This is a genomic window from Thiomonas delicata (assembly GCF_900088825.1).
In the GTDB taxonomy this organism is placed as follows: Bacteria; Pseudomonadota; Gammaproteobacteria; order Burkholderiales; family Burkholderiaceae_C; genus Thiomonas_A; species Thiomonas_A delicata.
In genome coordinates this window covers 997,613-1,018,430 of sequence record NZ_LT592170.1, presented here as the reverse complement: position 1 = coordinate 1,018,430, position 20,818 = coordinate 997,613, and the positions used below count along the sequence as shown (strand labels likewise).

Genomic DNA, 20,818 nt, shown 5'->3' with positions numbered 1-20,818 from the left:
CCTCAGCCCGCAACGTTGGTCTTGCCTGCTGGGGCCGCGCCGGAGGCGGCTTGGGCAGGGGTGGCGCGCTTGAGCGTGGCGCGCAGCTGGAAGGCCGACACCGTCTGCGTGTTGCCCTTGGAGATCTGGGTCGTGACGGACCGGATTTCGATGAGTTCCGGCTTCTCGAGCCAGCCCTTGCCATCGGCCAGATTGCGCAACAGATCGGCGACCCGCTCCTGACTCAGTGCCGTACCCTGCAGCAGCACCGACTGGCCTTCCTGCTTGATCGAGGTGATTTGCACGCCCGTGGGGGTGTCTTGCGTGAGATCGTCGAACAGATAGACCGGCAGATTCCGGTCGGACTGCAGGTTTTCGACCGCCTGCTGCCGCGCGCGCAGGCTTTCAATCTCCTGGCGCAGCGTGGCGATGTCCTTGATCTGCACGTCGAGCTGGGCGATTTGCGCATGGAGGAAATCGTTGCGCGACTGTTGACGGTCGATCATCGCGCTCAACACGGTAAAGCCGAGGCCGAGCAGCAGCAGGCCCACCAGCATGGACATGACGATGCCGACATAAAACGCCTCGCGGCGCTTCTTGCGCTTGGCCTCGCGGTGAGGCAACAGGTTGATCAGGACGATGTTCATTGCAAGAACCTGCGCATGGCCAGACCGCAACTGGTGAGATAGCTCGGCGCCTGCAGGCGCAACTTCTTCTCGCGGACCTGATCGCCGATGGCCATCCCCTCGAAGGGGTTGAGCACCACGCAGGCCGTGGAGGTGAGCTGTGTGATTTTTTCCACCAGGCCGGGCAATGCCGCCGTGCCGCCCGCCAGCAGGATGTAGTCGACCTTGCTATTCGGCGTGGCCCGAAAAAAGAACTGCAGCGCGCGCGCCAGTTCCTGCGCCATGCCCTCGATGAAAGGCTCCAAGACCTGGGCGGTATAGTCGTCAGGCAGGTCGGCATTGCGCTTCTTGGCCTCGGCCTCTTCTTGCGAGAAGCCGTAATGCCGCGCAATGGCCTGGGTCAGCTGCTGGCCGCCGAAGGTCTGGTCGCGGTCGTACAGGGTTTCACCGTTACGCAGCACCTGCATCGACGTACTGGATGCGCCGATCTCGAACAAGGCCACCAGCAGATCATGCCCGCCGCGCGGCAGGCGCTCGATCAGCCTTCCAGCGGCCAAGCGCGATGCGAACGCGTCGATGTCGATGATCTGGGGCTTGAGCCCGGCCGCCTCGGCGATGGTCTGGCGATCCAGCACCTTGTCGCGGCGCGAGGCGGCGATGAGAACCTCTTGGTCGCCCGGGGAGTTGAGGCTGGGGCCCAGCACGCTGAAATCCAGGGCCACGTCCTCGATGGCGAACGGGATATATTGATTCGCCTCCGTCTCGACCTGGACTTCGATCTCCTCTTCGCGCAAATCGCCGGGCAGCACGATCTTCTTGCTGATGACGGCCGAAGACGGCAGGGCGAGAGCGACGTTCTTGGTCTTGGTCCCGCTTTTTTTGATCAATCTGCGCACAGCATCGACCACGTCATCGTGCTTCTCGATGTTGCCGTCGGTGATGGCGCCTTTTTCCAGGGGCTCGATGGCTGCGCGCACCAAGGTGTAGCGGTTTTGATCGTCAAGCGCCAGTTCGACCAATTTGACGCTGGAACTGCTAATGTCCAGGCCGATCAGCGGCGCATAGCGCTTGCGAAACATGCTGCTGAATATGGACAACGCAACCCCCTGAATGAGTGGGAACTTGAAAAAGCCCGTTGAGAACCGCCTGCCGCAACACGAATGACGGCAGAAGTTCAATATTTTTTTCAATCCTAACAACAAGTCTTTGATTGCCTGTCAGGTTTTCCCGAAGCAATGGCCGATTCGTTGCAAAACGCCCACGTGTACTCAAGGCAATACGGCACCATCCCATGAAAATTCAGCCCTCTCGAACAGTATTTTTACAATTGGGCACTATCGAGGCTCGACCCATGTCCGGAGTTCGGTGCATGTCCGAATAGGCGTCGTCGCCACGCCCCGACCATGCTGGTGGGCGGCCGAAGGGTTACCCTCTTCGCCTCGGCCTTGCATCCCTCTTCCACGGTTTTCCCGACACTCCGCCCCATGGCGACTTCACCGCCCCCTCCTTCTCCGTCCGGCCCGCCGGGCGCCAATGCCCACAAGAAAAAAGCGGGCGGACAAAATCGTTCCTGGGGTCAGCGGCTGATGATCAGCCTGATCTCACTCGCAGTAGGTCTGCCGCTTGCCGCGGCGCTGCTCGTCGGCGTGGTGCTGGCTTTCGCCTGGCCTCGCCTGCCGGACGTCCACCAGCTTCTGGATTACCACCCCAAACTCCCGCTGCGGGTGTATTCGGCCGATCATGTCCTGCTCGGCGAATTCGGCGAGGAGCGGCGCAACTTCATGCCCATCGGCAGCATCCCGAAGACCATGAAACTGGCTGTGCTGGCGACGGAGGACGATCGCTTCTATCAGCACGGCGGCATCGACTGGGCGGGCATTGCCCGCGCGGCCCTGGCGAATATCCACAAGGCGAAAAGCCAGGGCGCCTCGACCATCACTATGCAGGTTGCACGCAACTTTTATCTCAGCAGCGAAAAAACCTTCACGCGCAAGCTCTTCGAGGTTCTCCTGGCCTTGAAAATCGAGCGCGAACTCACCAAGGACCAGATCCTGGAGCTTTACATGAACCAGATCTATCTTGGCCAGCATGCCTACGGTTTTTCCGCTGCGGCGCAGACCTATTTCGGCAAACCGCTTGCGCAACTCAGTCTCGCCCAAGCGGCCATGCTTGCCGGCTTGCCCAAGGCGCCTTCGGCCTACAACCCCTTCGTCAACCCGGCCCGCGCCAAATCCAGGCAGCAATACGTCCTCGCCCGCATGCGCGCCTTGGGCTGGATCAGTCCGGACGACTACGCACAGGCCAAGAACGCGCCGCTCGGCCTGCGTGCAGCGCGAACCGAGGCATCCGCGCATGCCGGCTACGTTGCCGAGATGGCTCGACAGGCCATGTTTGCGCGCTATGGCGAACAGGCTTATACGCGGGGATTCAACGTCGTCACGACCATCATCAGTCGCGATCAGCATGCGGCGTGGAGCGCTCTGCACGCCGGGGTCATGCGCTATGAACTGAGACAGCCATGGCGCGGACCGGAGGCTTATATCAATCCGCCCGACGGCTCCGAGCCATGGCTGCAGACGGTCGACGACGCCTGCAGCGACCGTCCGGAGACCGAAGGGCTGTATTGCGCCGTGGTCACGGCGGCCACGACCAAGCTGGTGCAGGTCATGCTTCCCGGCGGCCAACGACTGGATATTTCGGGCGACGGCCTGCAGCAGGTCGCAGCGCTGGGGCTCGGTCCCAAGGCGCAACCCAATGTGGCCCTGCGCGCCGGCGCGGTGGTGCGCATCTGGAAACAGCCGCATGGCCGCTGGGTCATCACGCAGATGCCGCGCGTGCAAGCCTCCTTCGTGGCGATGGACCCCAGCGATGGCGCCATCCAGGCCCTGGTCGGTGGCTTCGACTTCGAGCAAAACAAGTTCAATCATGTCACGCAAGCCCAGCGTCAGCCGGGATCGAGTTTCAAGCCGTTCATTTACTCCGCGGCCCTGCACAAGGGGTTCATGCCGCCGACCATGGTCAACGACGCGCCGCTCTTTTTCGATGCGGCAACCACCGGCGGGCAGGCATGGGAGCCCAAGAATTACGACGGCATCTATGAAGGCCCCATCACCCTCAAACGCGGCATGGCCCAGTCGAAGAACATGGTGGCCATCCGCGTGCTGAATGCCATCGGCACGAAGTATGCGCAGCAATGGAGCGGTCGATTCGGCTTTGACACGTCCAAGCAACCGCCCTATCTCACCCTCGCGCTCGGCGCCGGCTCGGCCACGCCGCTGGAGATGGTGCGCGCCTACTCGGTTTTCGCCAACGGCGGCTACCTTGTGCAACCTTACTTCATCACCTCCATCACCGATGCTTCCGGCAAGACGCTGTACACGCCAGCACCGCAGCATGCGGGCGATGAACGCCTACGCGTGATCTCTCCGCGCAACGCTTTCGTGATGGACACGCTGCTCCAGGAAGTCACGAAAACCGGGACCGCCGCACGCGCGCAGGCCGAGCTCAAGAGACCCGACCTGTATGGCAAGACCGGCACGACGAACGATTCGGTGGACGCATGGTTCTGCGGCTTCAACCCGAAACTCGCGGCCGTGGCATGGGTGGGTTACGACACCCCGCTCAAGCTCGGCCCGAAAGAAACCGGGGGCCGCGTCGCGCTGCCGATCTGGATCGATTTCATGCGCACGGCATTGCAGGGCGTGCCCGTCACGCATTACGTCGCGCCGCCCGGCGTCGTGCCCATGGGCGACGACTTCGTGTATGAAGATTTCGCCGCCGGCGGCGGGGTGCATGCCCTCGACGTTTCGGCCCCGCCCCCGGCCGCTGCCGACCCTTTGTCGAAGCTGTTTCCGACGTTCAACTGAGACCCCTGGTCTGGGGCCCCGGGCCTCAGTCGAGTTCAAGCGCAGGCCCCCCCAGCTCGGCGAGGGCTTGCTGCAAGAGTGCTTGGAAACTGCGGCTGCCGCGCGTGTCCAGCCATGCCTCGCCTGCATAACGAAAATGGTAGGCCCCCGACTTGCTTGCCAACCACAGCTCCTGCAGGGGAGGCTGCAGATTGACGATGATCTTCTCGCCGTTATCCAGTTCGAGGGTCAGAACACCTCCCTCGCGCTTGGAATCGAGGTCGGCGGCGTCGGCCGCCGCTTCCACCGAGCGCAGCGCGGCCTCTGCAAGGCGTAAATAGTCTGATTGCGGCAAGTCGTTCATAGGGCGGCTGATAAACTTGAATGATGCGGATCCGCCCGATTCTAGGAACAAGCATGAACTGCGCGTGGCGCGGCGTCTTGCTGGCCGTGCTGCTGGGCGCCTCCGTCTTGCTGGCGGGTTGCGGCCAGAAAGGGCCGCTTTATCTGCCGCAGCCGCCCCAGGCCGCGCCGAGCCGGGGCTGATCCGGCACGCCCGCCTGCAGCCATCCTGGGCCTGGGCCCAGCCCGTTCAAGCATCTCTCTTTTCGTCCGACCACAGCCATGTCGAAGCCTCCCGCTGCGCCCCCGGAACTCCCCGGCCACCCGCATATCGCCTATCGCGCCGGCGACCTGATGGTCGAAGCCGTTCCGGTTTCCCATCTCGCGCGGCAATTCGGCACCCCGCTCTATGTGTACTCGCGCGCGGCCATCGAACAGGCGGCGCAGGATTACCTGGCTGCGGCACAGGGCAAACCGGTTTCGCTGCGCTACGCGGTCAAGGCGAATTCCAGCCTGGCCATCCTGCAACTCCTGGCGCGGCTGGGCTGGGGCTTCGACATCGTCTCGGGCGGCGAACTGGCACGGGTGCTCGCGGCCGGCGGCGATGCCGGCAAGGTCGTGTTCTCGGGAGTCGGCAAACTGGAGTCGGAAATGCGCGCGGCTCTGCGGGCTGGCGTGCAGTGCTTCAACGTGGAGTCCGAAAGCGAGTTGCACCGGCTGAACCGCGTGGCCGGCGAACTCGGTAGGTCGGCTCCGGTCAGCCTGCGCATCAATCCGGAAGTCGATGCGAGGACCCATCCCTATATTTCGACAGGCCTCAAGAGCAGCAAATTCGGCATCCCTCAGGGCCTGGCGCGCAAGGCTTATAGCGATGCGGCGCTGCTGCCGCACCTGCGCATCGTCGGCATCGACTGTCATATCGGCTCGCAGATCACCAGCCTCGAACCCTACCTCGACGCACTCGATCGCATGCTCGACCTGATCCGCGACATCGAGCACCACGGCATCAAGCTCGAGCACATCGACCTGGGCGGTGGCGTGGGCATACGCTATGCGAATGAGGCGCCGCCCACGCCCGCAGCCTGGATGGGCGCCCTGCTCCAGCGCCTGGAAAACGCCGGGCACGGCCACCGGCAAGTGATGTTCGAGCCCGGCCGCTCGGTCGTGGGGAATGCGGGACTTCTGCTCACGGAGGTGCTGACCCTCAAGTCCAGCCTGGAACGGCACTTCGCGGTGACGGACGCGGCGATGAACGATCTCATGCGCCCGGCGCTGTACCAGGCGTGGCAGGCCATCGTCCCCGCAACGCCGCGCGACGGGCGGCATGCGCGACGCTACGACGTGGTCGGCCCGGTCTGCGAGTCGGGCGACTGGCTGGGGCGCGAGCGCGATCTTGACTTGCGTGAAGGCGATCTCCTCGCCGTACTCTCCGCCGGCGCCTATGGCATGGCCATGGCCTCCAACTACAACACCCGACCTCGCGCCGCCGAGGTCTTGGTGGATGGAGAACAGGCGCATCTCATTCGCGAGCGCGAAACGGTGGAGCAACTCCTCGGCAACGAGCAGCGCCTGGTGTTTTGACCGAGCACGGCCGGCGTCAGATGCGCGCGGCCGCGCGCCGCGGCCCGACATTGCGCCGCCTCGTCTGCCAGACCTTCGCCACGCGATAAGCCAGCAAAACGCCCAGCATGGTCGCGTAGATCTTCGGATCGACCGTGTTGTTTTTGGCCAGCTTGCCCCACCAATAGTGAAACACGGCGATGATGGCCACCGCGTAGACCAGACGGTGCAAAGCCTGCCAGCGCACAGCCCCCAGGCGCTTGATCATCCCGTTCGTCGATGTTGCAGCCAGCGGCAGCATGAGCACCAGCGCGGTCATGCCGGCCAGCACGAAGGGATGCTTGACCACATCCTTCAACACCGCATCCACGCTGAAGCCGTTCACCAGCCAGAGGTAGCAGGTGAAGTGCAGTAAGGCGTAAGTGAAGGCGAAAAGTCCGAACATGCGTCGCAGCCTTGCCAGTTCGGCCCAGCCCGTGAGCTTGCGCAAGGGCGTGATGGCCAGGGTCAACAGCAAAAAGCGCAACGCCCACAGTCCCGTGGTCCAAATCAGCGTCTGCTCCGGATTGGCACCCAACTGCACCGTCAACGCCCGCCACACCAGCGACGCCAGCGGAAGCAGGCCGAGCATGAACAGCATGGGCTTGAACCATCGAGCCTGCAGGGTGGCGCGGCGCAACCGAAGCCCAGGCCCCGCTGTCGGCGCAGTAGGCGTGTCGAGACGATTCATGCGTGCGTCGGAGCCGTGAATGATGTGGAGCGCAGCGGGCGCGAGGCGGGTTCAGAAATTCTTGGTCAGATCCATGCCCTTGTAGAGGCTTGCAACCTGTGCGCCGTAGCCATTGAACATCTGCGTCGGCACGCGCGGCGAGAACAGGCCGCCGAATCCGCCCTGGCCGATACGCCTCTCGTTCTCCTGGCTCCAGTTCTGCGGGCTGACCTTGGGATTGACGTTCGAATAAAAGCCGTACCACTGCGGCACCGCCTTCATCCACGAGGTCACAGGCTGTTGTTCCACGAGACGGATGCGGACGATGGACTTGCCCCCCTTGAAGCCGTATTTCCAGGGAATGACCATGCGTATCGGCGCGCCGTCCTGGTTGGGCAGAACCTCGCCGTATAGACCGAAGGTCAGCAGCGTGAGGGGGTGCATCGCCTCGTCCATGCGCAGCCCCTCGAGATACGGCCATTGCAGGATGGGATCGTTCTGGCCCGGCATTTGCGCCGGGTTCAGCAGGGTGATGTACTCGACATATTTGGCATTCCCGGTGGGCTCCACGGCCTTGAGCAGGTTTGAGAGCGAGTATCCCAGCCAGGGAATGACCATCGACCAGCCTTCCACGCAACGGTGTCGATAAATGCGCTCCTGCATCGGCGCGAGCTTGAGCAGATCCTCGATGCCAAAGGTACGCGGCTTGTGCACCTCGCCTTCGACCACCACGGTCCATGGCCGGGTCTGCAGGCTTCCGGCATATTTGGCGGGATCGCTCTTGCTGGTGCCGAATTCGTAGAAGTTGTTATAGGTCGTCACGTCTTTGTAAGGCGTGAGGGCCTCGCGGGTCGACAGGGCCGCATCCTTGGTTGCCGGCAGTTGCGGCAGCTTTCCTGGATGGGCTGAATCGGCCGGAACGGCGTTGGCCCGCTGCGCCACGACGGCCGCCACGGCTGCGGCGGCGCCGACGCCTGCCGCGGCAAGAAAGCCGCGGCGACCGCGATAGGCTTGTTCCGGCGTGATCTCCGATGGAGCCGGCTGCTCGAAACCCTGCTCTTGGCGTTTGCTCATGATGCCCTCGTGGACGTGTGGCGGATGCGATGGATGCGGATTCGGACTCGTTGCAGAAACCCCATCACCCGTTGTGCTGCGGACGCGTGCCTTCAGCCGGAATAGACGGCGAAAGCGCCATGTTTATTCCCCCTGAGGCTTGGTCGCCCTGCCCGCCCAAACCTTACACGACAGCCTCCGACCCTGGCCGCCTGGCGGCTATTGGCTGTCGATTCGGGTCGAAAATCCACTGGCCATACGCGACAAAAGGCCCCGAAGGGCCTTTTGTCTTTCCAAGTAAAACCGTGCTTACAGCTTGCCGTATGAATGCAGACCGGACAGGAACATGTTGACCCCAAGGAAGGCAAAGGTCGTCACCAACAGGCCCGTCAGCGCCCACCAGGCGGCGACCTGTCCGCGCAGGCCCTTCATCAGACGCATGTGCAGCCAAGCCGCATAGTTCAGCCAGACGATCAAGGCCCAGGTTTCCTTCGGGTCCCAGCTCCAGTAGCCGCCCCAGGCTTCGGCTGCCCACATGGCGCCAAGAATGGTGGCGATGGTGAAGAAGGTGAAGCCGATCGCGATGGACTTGTACATCACATCATCCATCACCTCCAAGGAAGGCAGGTGGGAAGCAATGCGCTGGCGGCTGTACAAAATACCGCCCACGGCAAGCGCCGAGATTCCAGCGAACACGCCCCAGTATTCCGAGATACCACCCTGGCGGAAAATCAGCGGCTCGAAGAACATCACGAAACCGATCACCCACAGGGGACCGAGCTTCCAGAGGGATGTTTCCTGCGCGTGCGACTTGACCAGGTAGGCGAAACCCACCATCGCCGCAATCGCGAACGTGCCGTAGCCGATGAAGTTCGCGGGCACGTGGATCTTCATCCACCAGCTTTGCAGCGCGGGGATCAGAGGCTGAATCTCGAACGCGTTCTGCACCATGCTGAACCACAGCAGAAAGCCCACTGCGGCGCTGACCACCAGCATGGCGAAGGCGCCCATGCTGCGTGTCTTGTACTTGTGTTCGAAGTACAGGTACAGCGCGGTGGTCAACCAGGAGAACAGCACGAAAACTTCGTACAGATTCGACAGCGGGATATGGCCGACGTCCGGGCCGATGAGATAGCCCTCGTACCAGCGCATCATGGTTCCAACCAGCGCCATCGTCACGCCGACCCACGCCAGGCGGGATGCGAAATACTGCGCGAAATTCGACTGCCAGCCGCGCGCGTCGCGAATCATCTCGCCACCACCGGACGTGCCCATCGTTCCGCCGCCGGCCAAAGCGCCGCCTGCGGTCACCTGGGCTGGGCCGGTGAACATGCCCACCCAGTAGGTGGCCGTGCTCAGGAAAAACAGAACCGCCATCCACATGATGGCCGTCTGGCTGGAGAGGAAGTATTTGAGGAAGAAATTCTGCTCGCCACGCGCCAGCACCGGCGTGCCGCCCGGGCCGTTGTACAGCCAGATCCCGAGCAGCGAGAGCGCGGCCACGGTGATGGCCAGGTTCTTGAGCGCCGTCCAGCCCCAGCCCAGGAACATCAGCGAAGTCGTCGCCCCCAGGAAAATGAGTTGGACGTAGTAGTTCATGTTCTGGCCATAGTGGCTCAGCACATAGGCGTCCCCGCCAAGAATCAGTGCGGCGAAGATCCAGTCGTACGCCGTGCGGCGGCGCAAGTAGGCCACCGGGCCGGTGTGCTTCACATCGTGCGGGCCTGCATCGATGCCCAACGCGTGGGATTTGCTCGTGAGTTCCATGGCGAAAGTCCCTTCAGGGGTGGTCCGAACCCGGCGCTGCTGCCGCCGGAGCCTGTGATGCTACGCCCAGCGTGGCGGTGCGTAGGGTTTCAAAATCTTTCTGAAATTCCAGCGTGCGGCGGTTGGTACTCATCGCCATCAGGGTCTTGCTGCCCGACGGGCCGCTGTCGCGCACGAGGAACCACACACGACGCTCGCGGATATACAGCATGGCGAACACGCCGAGGATGAGCAGGATGGCGCCGAAATACACGATAACCTTGCCGGGCGCGCGCGCGACCTGGAAGATGCTGGCTTCGACCTGCTTGAAATCGGTCAATTGCAAATACAGGGGCGCCGGATAGAACGTCGAATCCGACAGTGCCAGGACGGCGGCGTTGAAAAACCGGTTGTTGGCCGCGTTATCCACGGCTGGCGCCTGGCCAGCCTGGGCGCGCGAAACCTGCCACAACTGCCACAGTGTGCCGTTGAGGACGCGGATGAACACGTCGGAGGCCTTGGCGAGTTGATCCTTCGGGACGCTCTTCTCGAGGAATTCGGCCAGCGCAGGAAGGCCGCCAGGCGCCTTCACGACTGGCAAGCCAGTCTTCGGGTCGTCCGGAATCTCGCCGGCGAAGATGTCCAGCGTACGACCGGCCGTGGCCTGCAGTTGCTGGACAAGCGTCGCGGGCGAACCCGGGGGCAGCGATTCCTTGACGTACGCATCCACGGCCCGGGTACGCAGGGCGGGATCATCCAGCGCGGCGCGAAAACGCATCCAGCCGTCGATCGAGTCCTTCGAGTCCGCCGGAATGCGCAGGTAATGGTAGGCGCCGCCAAGCTCGCTGCGCTCGCCGGCGAGGAACACCTTGGTGCCGCCAAGCTCGACGGGAAGCATGTAGTTGAAGAATTCGTGGGCCTGGCCCGCCGCGTCCCGAAGTTTGTAGATAACGGCCGGGCCGACATTGGTGAGCTTGCTCGTCTCGTTGCGCTTGACGGCGGCGCCGAGGTGCTCATCGAAGCGATGCATGAAGCTGCTGCTCGGCGGCGCCTTGCCGTCCTGCTCGGCGCGGTTCAGATCCTCCACGTTCATCATGCGGAAGCCTGTGAGCTCCAGGCGCAGGGCCTGCTTGCCGTTGGTGAGCTGGCGCGAACTGCCGACATCGCCCGTGAGATCGAACGTGTTCTCGGCCGGCCCCTGCATCGGCCAGGCCTTGAGCATGAGATGGGAGCCGCCGTCGTCGAAACCCGACTGGAAAATCGTGACGCCGTCGTAGGTCAGTGGATGGTTGACCCGAATCGTGGCGGGGAAGGACTTGCCCGTCTTCCTGTCCGTGATCACCACGTCGCTGGCGAACAGCCGCGGCATGCCGGTGGAGTAGTAGTCCACGACGAATTTCTTGAGCGTGATGATGAAAGGCAAGGGCTGCAGGACCGAGCCGTCACCGATCGTCAGAATCGCCATGTTCGAACTGCTGCCCTCGGGAATCGACAGATTGCCGCGATAGGTGGGGTTGTTGACCGACAGGATGTTGCGCTGAGGAACCTGTGAGATCTCCATATTGCTCTTCAGGGTCTGCTTCCCGAACAGCAGCATCTGGAGCCGGATCATCATGTCGCCGTCGAGCAGGCCGCCGAGGCAGATCAGCACGAAGGCGCTGTGCGCCAGGATGTAGCCGAGGCGGTTGATGCCGCCCGTCTTGGCCGCCACCATGGTGCCGCCTTGCGCGTCGCCCTCGGCGGGCTGCACCTTCACCGCATAGCCCCGCCCCTTGAGCTGCGCGACGATGCGCGCCACCGTGGTCTCGCGCGGCGTGACCTGCTCGGCCTCGAACTTGTCGTGGAAGGAGCGCAACGCCTGCTCGCGAATACCGGCCTTGAAGTTCCTCAGATCGGCAAGGATCTTCGGCGTGTTCCGGATCAGGCACAGCGAGGTGGACACGACGAGGAAGCCCATGATCATCACGAACCACCAGGAACTGTACACATTGAACAGGTCGATGCGATGAAACACCGCCGCCCAGAATGGGCCGAACTGGTCGATGTAGTTGTTCAGCGGCTCGCCCTGCTGCAAGACCGTGCCGATGATGCTGGCGATGGCCACGACCACGAGCAGCGAAATCGCGAAGCGCATCGACGAAAGCAACTCGACGAAGGACCGCCAGGAGCGGGATCCGCTACGCAGGCGCAGGCCGGAGGTGCTGACGTTCGAGATGGATGACATGAATAGTTTGATCCGGTGCCGGCAAAGGACAGGTCAGAGCCTGCCGTGCCGTTGGCCATCGCGCTGGCGGGCGTATGGGGCTTGGGGCAGCCCGACTTGGTGCTGCTTGACACCGCATGCCTTCACGCCGCACACCCTCGCTGCATACTGCTTCCGTGCGCCGCATCGTTCCGCTTCGCATACGGGCCATAGTATGGCCAAGTGCTCGGCGCCTGGTCCGGGCGCATCAGCCCCCGCACTATAGCAAAGGCTGCCCGGCCGGGCCTTACCGTACCCGCATGTGATGGATGGAATTGCATCTTCGCATAGAGACGAGGTCCGTCGAATCGTTCAACGCAAACCTGCAACAAAATCCGACACATCGCGCATCTGGCGGTCGCTCATGCGCGAGGCGATATCGTGCATCGGCGTGCCGTCGCCGCGCGTGCCGTTGCGGAAAGCATGGAGTTGGGCCTCGATATACCCCGCCCATTGTCCGGCAAGCCGCGGATACTGCGTAGGCATGCCCAATCCGCCCGGCCCGTGGCAGGCCGCGCACGCCGCCACCCTGCGGTCGGCGATGCCGCCGCGCCAGATCGCCTCGCCGATTTCGGCCTGCTTGGGATTGGTGGCGATTGCGGGCTTGATTGCCTGGCGGCTGTAATAGTCGGCCAGATCACGCATGTCCTGCTGGGACAATGTCGCGGCGACGCCATTCATGATGGGATTGACGCGCTCGGGTTTCTTGGACGGACCCTGCGGCTTGAAGCGCATGAGTTCCCGATACAGATAGTCCGAACGTTGGGCCGCCAGCTTGGGAAACTGGGTGCTCGTGGCATTGCCGTCGAGTCCATGGCATGCCGCGCAGCTTTTGGCCAGTTGCTTGCCCTGCGCAATCTGGGCGTCGGAGGGCGCCTTGGCCGACACGACCACCGTCACGGGGGGCTGCGCCGTGTCCTGGCCAGCCAGCGCCGCACCGGCCAACCCGACGCACAGCAGGGTGGCGAATCCGGCAAGAACGCGCCCCTGTGGGCGACGCTGTTTGGCGATGAATGGGCGCATACCTTCCTCGTCTGGCGGCGTTGAGAGTGACTGGGGGAATAAGATGCCGCATGCTAACGATGTATAAGTCATGACGAATATAGGGAATTCCAGCACCCCAGGCGCCAAGGGGCATGCGGATACCAGCCCACTGCTGCAATCCGCCCGCTTTTTCACCACCGCTGCCCAGTTCGACCAACTTCCGGCCAGCTCCTGGCCGGAAGTTGCCTTCGTCGGACGGTCCAACGCCGGCAAATCGACGGCCATCAACGTCCTGTGCGGCCAGCGCCGCCTGGCCTTTTCGTCCAAGACTCCCGGGCGCACCCAGCACATCAACCTTTTCACCGTCGGGCTTGGCGGCGTCACCGCCGGGCTCCTGGCCGACCTGCCGGGCTACGGCTACGCCTCGGTGCCGCTGGCCACCAAGCAGCGCTGGGAGCGGTTCATCGCCCAGTACCTGGCACAACGCCAGCAGCTCGTCGGGCTGGTGTTGATCGCCGACAGCCGTCACGGCCTGACCCCGCTGGACTGGACGCTGCTGAGCTACGCCTCGCCCGCCGCGCTGCCCGTGCATGTGCTGCTGACCAAGGCCGACAAGCTCACGCGCAGCCAACAGCATTTGCAGGCCCAGTCCGTACGCGACGACTTGCAGCGCAATGCCGCGCGTGCCGGCCTGATGGCGCCGATCTCGGTGCAGCTGTTCTCGGCCACCAAGCGCCAGGGCTTGCTGGAAGCCAGTCAGTTGCTCGAAGCGTGGCTGCGGCCTGTGTCCGAGGCCGAACCTGCGCCGCCCCTCTCCACCGCACCACCGCAGTCCTCCGGTCCGCCGTGAATGGCGAGGGCGCCGCATTGCACGGCCGGGGTGTTCAGGGCCGCCCGAGCATGAGATAGAAGTTCACGGTCTGCCCGGGCGCCTTGCCCAGGCCGAAGTACACCGGCCCGAGCGGCGTGTCGGCACCGAGATAGAGGGCCAGACTCGATCGGAGATCCCTCAGGCTGGCCTGGTCGCGCTGCGCCCAGGCGTTGCCGCGCTCCAGACTGATGCCGGCGTAGGTGGCGCCGCCGAACAAGCCGGCGGTGGTGAGTTCGGTCCGCATCCCCAGCCGGAAGTAGGCCAGATAGTTGCCGATGATCTGCCCCTCGCGGAAACCCGAAAGCTGATCGAATCCGCCGAGCGAGAAGTAGTTGTATCCGGTACCGGAGATGTCGCGAAAACTGGCCACGTGCGCCGCCGCTTCCAGGGTCTGGCGCCCGAAGCTGTGGTCGTACTGCCCCGAAAGATCCAGGCGCACGTAGTTGGCCGCGCTGCCCAGGCGGCGATCGGCGCTGAAGGTTTCCAGCCGCGCACGCCAGCCCTCGCGCGGGAAATAGGCATGATCCAGCCGGTCGAACACCGCCAGTGCCCGAATGCCCGCCTCGCGCACGCTGCCGCTCAGGTTGGATGCGCCCAAGATGGTGTTGGCCGAAATCTGCGCCAGGCTGTAGCCGAGCCGTAGTTCCCCGTAGTCCGACACCGGCGTCCCCACGTCGAGCCCGACGCGTGAGGTGGTGAGGCGGTAGCGGTCGATGGGTTGATTCCCCGCGTACACGTCGATGGGGTGCGAATCCAGGTCCAGATAAGGCGCGAGAAAAACAGAATCGACCCTGTTCAGCGGCTGGTAAAGCTCCGACGTCCATCGATTCTCCCACCCCAATTGCACGAAATTGCGCCACTCCCCGCCCAGGCTGTTGAGCCAGGGTCGGCGCTGGATGAGCTGCAATTCGAAGCGCGTCTGGTTGCGCAAGTCCGTGGACAGTCCGAGGCCGAAACGCAGGAAATTGGGCCCCCAGGGCTTGTCGGTGACGCGATAGTCCAGGGCATCGCCCTCGCCATCGCGCACCAGTCGGTAGTCCACGCGGGAAAAATCGCCCAGTCCGGCCAGCCAATCGAGATCGCGGTGCACATCGGCATAACGCAGCGGCTGGCCCGCTTTCTGACTGAGATTGGCCTCGAGCGTTGCGCCCGGCGCCCACGCCGAGCCTTCGACGCGTACGGCCACCAGCGGTCGCTGGGCCAGGCCCGCCACGAGTTCCTGCGCGTGCGTATCCACGCGAATGCGCCACGCCCGATAGGCCTGCTCCGACAGAGCGTAACGCTCGAGTTGCGGGGCTGCGGCCATGGTCGCGGCGTAACCGTCGCGCAGGGCCTGCTCGCCCTTGTCGAAGTCCACCGAGGAGATGCTGCCCAGATCCGGCGTGATCAGAACGTCCGCCGCAGTGAGCGTCTTGATCTGGGACGTGACGTTCTGCTCCATCAGAATGTTGATCATCTGCCCGGTCACGCCCACGATGCTGCCCAGCGCCTCGCGCGAGGACAGCGGCGTGGAGATGTTCACCGCGATGACGGCCTGCGCCCCCATGGCGCGCGCCACGTCGATGGGCATGTTGTCCACCAGCCCCCCATCCCCCAACAGGGCGCCCTGGACCTCGATCGGTGGGAACACCCCGGGCACCGACATGCTGGCGCGCAGCGCGGTCGCCAGATCGCCCTGATCCAGCACGACCTTGCGGCCGTTCACCATATTCGTCGCCACCGCGCGAAACGGGATGGGCAGCGCGTCAAAGTCATGCACGGAACGCGTTTGCAGCGTGAGATTGGTGAGCACCGTTTCCAGCGCCGTGCTGTTCACCGCCGCATCCGGCAGGCTGACCTGCCCGTGGTCGTTGATCCCCAGTTCGATGCCGCCCGGCATGCGCACGTCATCGGATTTGCGCTGGAAATCCAGCCCCTCGCGCGGCGGCCTGCCGCGGAACACCGCCTTCCAGTCCAGCCCGCCGACCTGCTGGCGCAACACGGCCAGCGGCACGCCGGCTGCGTACAGACCGCCGACGATGGCCCCCATGCTGGTCCCGGCAATGCAGTCCACGGGCACGCGCAATGCGCGCAGCGCCATCAACACACCGATATGCGCCAGCCCTCGCGCCCCTCCGCCCGACAAGGCGAGGCAAATACGCGGCGCGGGCCCGGTGGCCGCCTGCGGCGCGGTCGGGGGCTGGGCCGGTTCCGACGTGCGTCCGCCCTTGCCGCCATCGCCGATGGACAGACGCTTCCCCGCCTTGGGCACGCCCAGCACCGCGGGGGCGACATCCAGCAGCGGAGCCGAAGCCTTCGGCGCCGGCGGCCCCGAAGCCGCCGCGCCCGCCGCATGCGCGGGACCCGCCAGGACCAAGGCCAGCCCCCACGGCAAGAAACGCCAAACAAAGGAAATCCACGCGGTGTCGCCCATGAAGACGAAGCGTATCCGGAATGCGTTGCGCCGCATGCCTTGAGCGACCATGCCGCACGCCTCGGTCCAGAACTCCCGGTGACTTCGCCGCCGTGACGCCAAGGCCGAAGAAACGACGCCAACCACGGCAACGCCATCCGCCACACAAAGCTGCCCATCGCGAATGAACCGCGCGGCCTGGGGGCCATGCGTAGACATCCACGGCACGGTGGGTCCGCGACGCGAAGGCCGCGGTGTCGCGTAAACGCCGGCTGCCCTAGCGCAACGGATGCCCGCAGTTGCCGCAAAACGCATCGCCCGACCGTACCTCGGCCCCGCACGCCGGACAACGCGCGGCGGCGTGGGGCTCAGCGGCTGGAGCCGGAGCCTGCACCGCGTCCATGGACTCGCCCCGCTCCGGCATGCCCGATCCGACGGTCGATTCGGCGTTCGTGGCGTCCGCCGCCGAAGCCGAGGCCCCGCCGCGCGGCTTGTACGCGTCCATCTTCTGCCTGAGTTGGGACAAACGCTCGCGCACCAGGCCTGCCGCCTCGGACTCCACGCCTTCGCTCACCGCGCGGTACACGAAGATCATGCCCAGGACGTAGATCAAGCCGACCACCGACCATGCCAGAAACAGCACGAGGCTGATCGAAATGCCGGCCCCGCCGAAGCCATAGCTGGCCATGGAATTCATGAACATCCCCATGGGGCCATGGCCGCCGCCATCGAGCGTGGCGCCGCTCAAGGCTCCCGTGCCGTACATGCCTCCGACCAGCATGCTCGCACCGAAAACCAGGCCGAAGATCAGGACCGCCACGGGAAAAACGAGCAGGCCCAGAACCAGGACGTGCATGAACACTTCCAACGGTTTCTTGAGCACGATGTCGGCGGCGTGGGACAGGCTGCCGAGCAGGCCTTCGCCATGCCAGATGGCCACGACCATCAGCGGCACCGCAAACAGCAACACGACATAGGCCATGGCGACGAGCACCACCGAGGGTCCGGCGAGCATGAAGCCGAAAAACCCGCCGATTCCAGGAATGCGCCCCAGCAGCGAGAGCACAAAGACGCCCAGCACGATGGCCGCGAATCCCAACCCCAGCAGGATGAGCGCGCCAACGGCGTAGAGCGCCGCCTGCAGCCCGCCCATGAATGCCGCGCCGAAACCGCGCACCGTCTGGTCGTAGGCCTGGTCGACGAGCATCAGCCCGCTGGCGTTCATGCCGACAAGGGCGATGATGAACGCCAGCAGTCCCATGAGTCCCATCACCGCATAGCTTCCGGAGCTTTCCACGGCGATGCTCCCCCCGGCCATGGCGAGGCCGGCCAGCAAGGCGCTGCCCGCGAGCATGACCAGCGCGCGCCAGTTGTGCAAGGCCTCATAGCTGCGCAGCAACACGCTGAGGTTGTTGGTGGTCTTCACGGTCATCATGTTCTCCCTCGGTTGTCGAAACGGCCGCGGCTGCAGCCACGTTGCCGCATGCCAGGCCGCGCTCAAGGGCTGGCGTGCTGCGCGGTTGCACTCGGGCATTCGGGAATCTTGCCCCAAAGGGGCTCGGCGCCCGACGGGCCGCCGCAGTATTTCCAGCGCGTTTCCTGGATACACAGTTGCCGCGTGAAGAAATTGTCCTTGCCCTGGCATGCCGCCAGCGCCTGCCGCAGCGCCTGCACCGCCGTGGCCTGCATGCTTCCTGCGTCGGTCGCCTGCGCACGCGTTGGCAGCGGCCTCGAGGCCTGACTCCGCGGCGCAGCCGTGGTCTGCGCCGCAGGCACGGGGGCGAAGGTTTGCGGTTGCGCCTTGGCGCCGAGACGATGCGCGACACCGGCTTGCGCGGTCGGTTCAGCATGCGGCGCGCCCACGCCCGCTGGGGACGCATGCGCCAAGGCGGAAGCCGGCTTGGCGGCGATCGCGGCATGCGACGGCTTGGGCCGGGCGGTGGGCTCCAACATGGGGGTGGCCGCTTTCGCCTCCGTCTGGACTTCATGCACCGGGGCCGGCGCCGACCTCGCTGCCGAAGCCGCCCCGCCACCGGCGGGCGCGCTGGCCACGCGAGCCATGTTCTGCACCGAGCGCTGCTGCCCCCACCACACGATGGCCACGGCAAGAGCCATCACGGCCCCCAATGCGGCGGCAGCTCGCGGCAGGAAGCCGTCCTTGCGCGCGCTCTTGTCCCAGTTGTACGAGGACGAGCCCACATCTGGCGAATCCGCTTCCGCCGCCATCCCTGCCGCGCCGCTTCTGCGCGCCGCGCGCGCGGCTTTCGCGCGGTTCGCGGCGTCCCGGACCGTCAATGGAATTTGCGCCGCGGCCAGGGCTGCGGCACGCGCCCTGTCCTCCGCTTCGATCCGCGACTTGATCTCGGCCAGGCTCTGCGCCTTGCTGACATCGGACGTGTCAAGACCGCCGCGAACCCCGGATTCACCGCTTTCGGCAGGCCGCGCCGTGACGGGCGCAGCAGTCGCAGCGGCCTCATGTCCAACTTGCTGCGCAGCCGCTGCGAGACGCTGCCCGGCCATCTGCATGCCGCAGCCGATGCAGAATCCGGCCTCGTCCTTGTTGGGCGTGCCGCACTGCGTGCAAAAACGTGCCATCGCGGGACTCCAAGTCAATCGGGTGTGACGCATGTTAGGTAGTCGTGCGCCATCTGCCAATCGCGCCGTTCCATCCGCGATACACCGCCATCCATGCCAGGATCGGGCCAAGGCGCACAAAAAGCGAAGGGCCTGCACACCCGAAGGTTTGCAGGCCCTTGTCATGCAACCCGCGCCGCGAGGCGCGGGCCACGCTCCAGGACGGAGCGGGTGGACTTACATGTCCATGCCGCCCATGCCGCCCATGCCGCCGCCCATCGGCGGGGCTGCAGCCTCGTCCTTCGGCGCGTCGGCCACCATGCACTCGGTGGTCAGCAGCAAGCCGGCCACGGAGGCGGCGTTTTGCAGCGCGGTACGGGTGACCTTGGTGGGATCCAGGATGCCCATCTCGATCATGTCGCCGTACTGGCCGTTGGCGGCGTTGTAGCCGTAGTTGCCCTTGCCCTCGAGCACCTTGTTGAGCACCACGCTGGGCTCGTCGCCGGCGTTGGCGACGATCTGGCGCATGGGCTCTTCGATGGCGCGCATCACCAGCTTGATGCCGGCTTCCTGATCCGGATTCGCGCCAGTGATCTTCACGTTGGCGCGAGCGCGCAGCAGCGCCACGCCACCGCCAGCCACGATGCCCTCTTCCACGGCAGCCCGTGTGGCATGCAGGGCGTCTTCGACGCGGGCCTTCTTTTCCTTCATTTCCACTTCGGTGGCAGCGCCGACCTTGACCACGGCAACACCGCCGGCCAGCTTGGCCACGCGCTCTTGCAGCTTCTCGCGGTCATAGTCGGAGGTGGCTTCCTCGATCTGCACGCGGATCTGCTTCACGCGCGCTTCGATGTCGGCGGCATTGCCGGCGCCGTCGATCAGCGTGGTGTTTTCCTTCGCCACTTCGGCGCGCTTGGCCTGGCCCAGATCAGCCAGGGTGACCTTCTCCAGGGTCATGCCGGTTTCCTCGGAAACCACCTTGCCGCCGGTCAGGATGGCGATGTCTTCCAGCATGGCCTTGCGGCGGTCGCCGAAGCCGGGGGCCTTGACGGCCACGGTCTTCAGCACGCCACGGATGCTGTTGACCACCAGGGTGGCCAGCGCTTCGCCGTCGACGTCTTCGGCGATGATCAGCAGCGGACGGCCCGACTTGGCCACCTGCTCCAGAATCGGCAGCAGATCGCGGATGTTGGAGATCTTCTTGTCGTTCAGCAGAACGTAGGGATTCTCCAGCGTCGCGACCTGGCGATCCTGGTTGTTGATGAAGTAGGGAGACAGGTAGCCGCGGTCGAACTGCATGCCCTCGACGATGTCGAGTTCGTTGTTCAGGCTCTTGCCGTCTTCGACGGTGATCACGCCTTCCTTGCCGACCTTGTCCATCGCCTCGGCGATGATCTGGCCGACGTCCTCATCCGAGTTGGCCGAGATGGTGCCGACCTGGGCGATTTCCTTGCTGGTGGTGCAGGGCTTGGAAATCTTCTTCAGCTCCTCGACCAGCGCGATCACGGTCTTGTCGATGCCGCGCTTGAGGTCCATCGGGTTCATCCCGGCGGCCACATACTTCATGCCTTCACGCGCGATGGCCTGGGCCAGCACGGTGGCGGTGGTGGTGCCGTCGCCGGCGTTGTCGCTGGTCTTCGACGCCACTTCCTTCACCATCTGCGCGCCCATGTTCTGGAGCTTGTCCTTCAGTTCGATTTCCTTGGCCACGGACACACCGTCCTTGGTCACGGTGGGGGCGCCGAACGAGCGCTCGAGCACCACATTGCGACCCTTGGGCCCCAGTGTGGCCTTCACGGCGTTGGCCAGAATGGTCACGCCTTCCATCATGCGGATGCGCGCATCCGCGCCGAAAACGACTTCTTTCGCTGCCATAGGTATTTCTCCGAAATGCT

Annotated in this window: 16 protein-coding genes; 4 read left to right on the top strand and 12 right to left on the bottom strand. The window is 64.6% G+C overall.

Annotated elements, in window-relative coordinates; translation table 11 throughout:
• Positions 1-2: 2 nt before the first annotated feature.
• A complete protein-coding gene (locus THIARS_RS04805) occupies positions 3-626 on the bottom strand; it encodes a PilN domain-containing protein (protein ID WP_094159702.1) in 624 nt (207 codons plus the stop codon).
• The gene (locus tag THIARS_RS04800) at positions 623-1,684 is read right to left on the bottom strand and encodes a pilus assembly protein PilM (protein ID WP_425444237.1); all 1,062 of its coding nucleotides are present in this window, start codon (positions 1,682-1,684) and stop codon (positions 623-625) included. Before THIARS_RS04800 ends, THIARS_RS04805 begins: the two co-directional genes overlap by 4 nt.
• A gap of 507 nt (positions 1,685-2,191) precedes the next feature.
• Here THIARS_RS04800 and THIARS_RS04795 point away from each other — a divergent pair.
• A complete protein-coding gene (locus tag THIARS_RS04795; protein ID WP_186436571.1) occupies positions 2,192-4,471 on the top strand; it encodes a penicillin-binding protein 1A in 2,280 nt (759 codons plus the stop codon).
• 25 nt (positions 4,472-4,496) lie between these two features.
• On the opposite strand, the gene cyaY is transcribed toward THIARS_RS04795, so the two are convergent.
• Positions 4,497-4,814, bottom strand: coding sequence for an iron donor protein CyaY (gene cyaY / locus THIARS_RS04790; protein WP_245845535.1), 318 nt, complete (start codon positions 4,812-4,814; stop codon positions 4,497-4,499).
• Between the two features lie 53 nt (positions 4,815-4,867).
• On the opposite strand from cyaY, the gene lptM reads away from it, so the two are divergent.
• A complete protein-coding gene (gene lptM, locus THIARS_RS04785; protein ID WP_141202335.1) occupies positions 4,868-4,996 on the top strand; it encodes an LPS translocon maturation chaperone LptM in 129 nt (42 codons plus the stop codon).
• A gap of 78 nt (positions 4,997-5,074) precedes the next feature.
• Positions 5,075-6,373 carry a diaminopimelate decarboxylase gene (lysA, locus tag THIARS_RS04780; protein WP_094159698.1) on the top strand — a complete coding sequence of 433 codons (1,299 nt, stop codon included), beginning with the start codon at positions 5,075-5,077 and terminating at the stop codon, positions 6,371-6,373.
• A 16-nt stretch (positions 6,374-6,389) separates the two neighbouring features.
• Here the strand turns inward: lysA and THIARS_RS04775 are convergent, their stop codons facing one another.
• From THIARS_RS04775 to THIARS_RS04755, 5 genes are all read right to left on the bottom strand, one after another.
• Entirely contained in the window at positions 6,390-7,082 is a 693-nt protein-coding gene (locus THIARS_RS04775; protein WP_094159697.1) for a protein-methionine-sulfoxide reductase heme-binding subunit MsrQ, read from the bottom strand.
• Positions 7,083-7,133: 51 nt separating this feature from the next.
• Positions 7,134-8,135 (bottom strand): protein-methionine-sulfoxide reductase catalytic subunit MsrP, encoded by a 1,002-nt coding sequence (gene msrP / locus THIARS_RS04770; RefSeq protein ID WP_094159696.1) that lies wholly within the window; start codon positions 8,133-8,135, stop codon positions 7,134-7,136.
• A gap of 288 nt (positions 8,136-8,423) precedes the next feature.
• Positions 8,424-9,881: a c-type cytochrome biogenesis protein CcsB gene (ccsB, locus tag THIARS_RS04765; protein WP_094159695.1), complete on the bottom strand. Its 1,458-nt coding sequence runs from the start codon at positions 9,879-9,881 to the stop codon at positions 8,424-8,426.
• 13 nt (positions 9,882-9,894) lie between these two features.
• On the bottom strand, positions 9,895-12,084 hold the full coding sequence (locus THIARS_RS04760; RefSeq protein WP_245845528.1) for a cytochrome c biogenesis protein ResB: 2,190 nt from the start codon (positions 12,082-12,084) through the stop codon (positions 9,895-9,897).
• Between the two features lie 330 nt (positions 12,085-12,414).
• On the bottom strand, positions 12,415-13,125 hold the full coding sequence (locus THIARS_RS04755) for a c-type cytochrome (RefSeq protein ID WP_186436570.1): 711 nt from the start codon (positions 13,123-13,125) through the stop codon (positions 12,415-12,417).
• A 70-nt stretch (positions 13,126-13,195) separates the two neighbouring features.
• Here THIARS_RS04755 and yihA point away from each other — a divergent pair, with 70 nt between their 5' ends.
• A complete protein-coding gene (yihA, locus tag THIARS_RS04750) occupies positions 13,196-13,936 on the top strand; it encodes a ribosome biogenesis GTP-binding protein YihA/YsxC (RefSeq protein ID WP_094159693.1) in 741 nt (246 codons plus the stop codon).
• 34 nt (positions 13,937-13,970) lie between these two features.
• Here the strand turns inward: yihA and THIARS_RS04745 are convergent, their stop codons facing one another.
• The 4 genes from THIARS_RS04745 to groL form a co-directional block, all read right to left on the bottom strand.
• Complete coding sequence (locus tag THIARS_RS04745; RefSeq protein WP_245845527.1) at positions 13,971-16,421, bottom strand: patatin-like phospholipase family protein; 2,451 nt, start codon at positions 16,419-16,421, stop codon at positions 13,971-13,973.
• 205 nt (positions 16,422-16,626) lie between these two features.
• Complete coding sequence (locus THIARS_RS04740; RefSeq protein ID WP_094160636.1) at positions 16,627-17,781, bottom strand: zinc ribbon domain-containing protein; 1,155 nt, start codon at positions 17,779-17,781, stop codon at positions 16,627-16,629.
• A 65-nt stretch (positions 17,782-17,846) separates the two neighbouring features.
• Complete coding sequence (locus tag THIARS_RS04735) at positions 17,847-18,944, bottom strand: zinc ribbon domain-containing protein (protein WP_094159692.1); 1,098 nt, start codon at positions 18,942-18,944, stop codon at positions 17,847-17,849.
• 216 nt (positions 18,945-19,160) lie between these two features.
• Entirely contained in the window at positions 19,161-20,798 is a 1,638-nt protein-coding gene (gene groL / locus THIARS_RS04730; protein ID WP_094159691.1) for a chaperonin GroEL, read from the bottom strand.
• Between the last annotated feature and the right edge of the window lie 20 nt (positions 20,799-20,818).

Coding starts and splice junctions, on each gene's coding strand:
- lptM (WP_141202335.1), top strand. CDS start 4,868: ATGAACTGCGCGTGGCGCGGCGTCTTGCTGGCCGTGCTGCTGGGCGCC.
- cyaY (WP_245845535.1), bottom strand. CDS start 4,814: ATGAACGACTTGCCGCAATCAGACTATTTACGCCTTGCAGAGGCCGCG.
- THIARS_RS04760 (WP_245845528.1), bottom strand. CDS start 12,084: ATGTCATCCATCTCGAACGTCAGCACCTCCGGCCTGCGCCTGCGTAGC.
- THIARS_RS04795 (WP_186436571.1), top strand. CDS start 2,192: ATGATCAGCCTGATCTCACTCGCAGTAGGTCTGCCGCTTGCCGCGGCG.
- THIARS_RS04800 (WP_425444237.1), bottom strand. CDS start 1,684: ATGTTTCGCAAGCGCTATGCGCCGCTGATCGGCCTGGACATTAGCAGT.
- THIARS_RS04775 (WP_094159697.1), bottom strand. CDS start 7,082: ATGAATCGTCTCGACACGCCTACTGCGCCGACAGCGGGGCCTGGGCTT.
- THIARS_RS04735 (WP_094159692.1), bottom strand. CDS start 18,944: ATGGCACGTTTTTGCACGCAGTGCGGCACGCCCAACAAGGACGAGGCC.
- lysA (WP_094159698.1), top strand. CDS start 5,075: ATGTCGAAGCCTCCCGCTGCGCCCCCGGAACTCCCCGGCCACCCGCAT.
- msrP (WP_094159696.1), bottom strand. CDS start 8,135: ATGAGCAAACGCCAAGAGCAGGGTTTCGAGCAGCCGGCTCCATCGGAG.
- ccsB (WP_094159695.1), bottom strand. CDS start 9,881: ATGGAACTCACGAGCAAATCCCACGCGTTGGGCATCGATGCAGGCCCG.
- yihA (WP_094159693.1), top strand. CDS start 13,196: ATGACGAATATAGGGAATTCCAGCACCCCAGGCGCCAAGGGGCATGCG.
- THIARS_RS04805 (WP_094159702.1), bottom strand. CDS start 626: ATGAACATCGTCCTGATCAACCTGTTGCCTCACCGCGAGGCCAAGCGC.
- THIARS_RS04740 (WP_094160636.1), bottom strand. CDS start 17,781: ATGACCGTGAAGACCACCAACAACCTCAGCGTGTTGCTGCGCAGCTAT.
- groL (WP_094159691.1), bottom strand. CDS start 20,798: ATGGCAGCGAAAGAAGTCGTTTTCGGCGCGGATGCGCGCATCCGCATG.
- THIARS_RS04745 (WP_245845527.1), bottom strand. CDS start 16,421: ATGGTCGCTCAAGGCATGCGGCGCAACGCATTCCGGATACGCTTCGTC.
- THIARS_RS04755 (WP_186436570.1), bottom strand. CDS start 13,125: ATGCGCCCATTCATCGCCAAACAGCGTCGCCCACAGGGGCGCGTTCTT.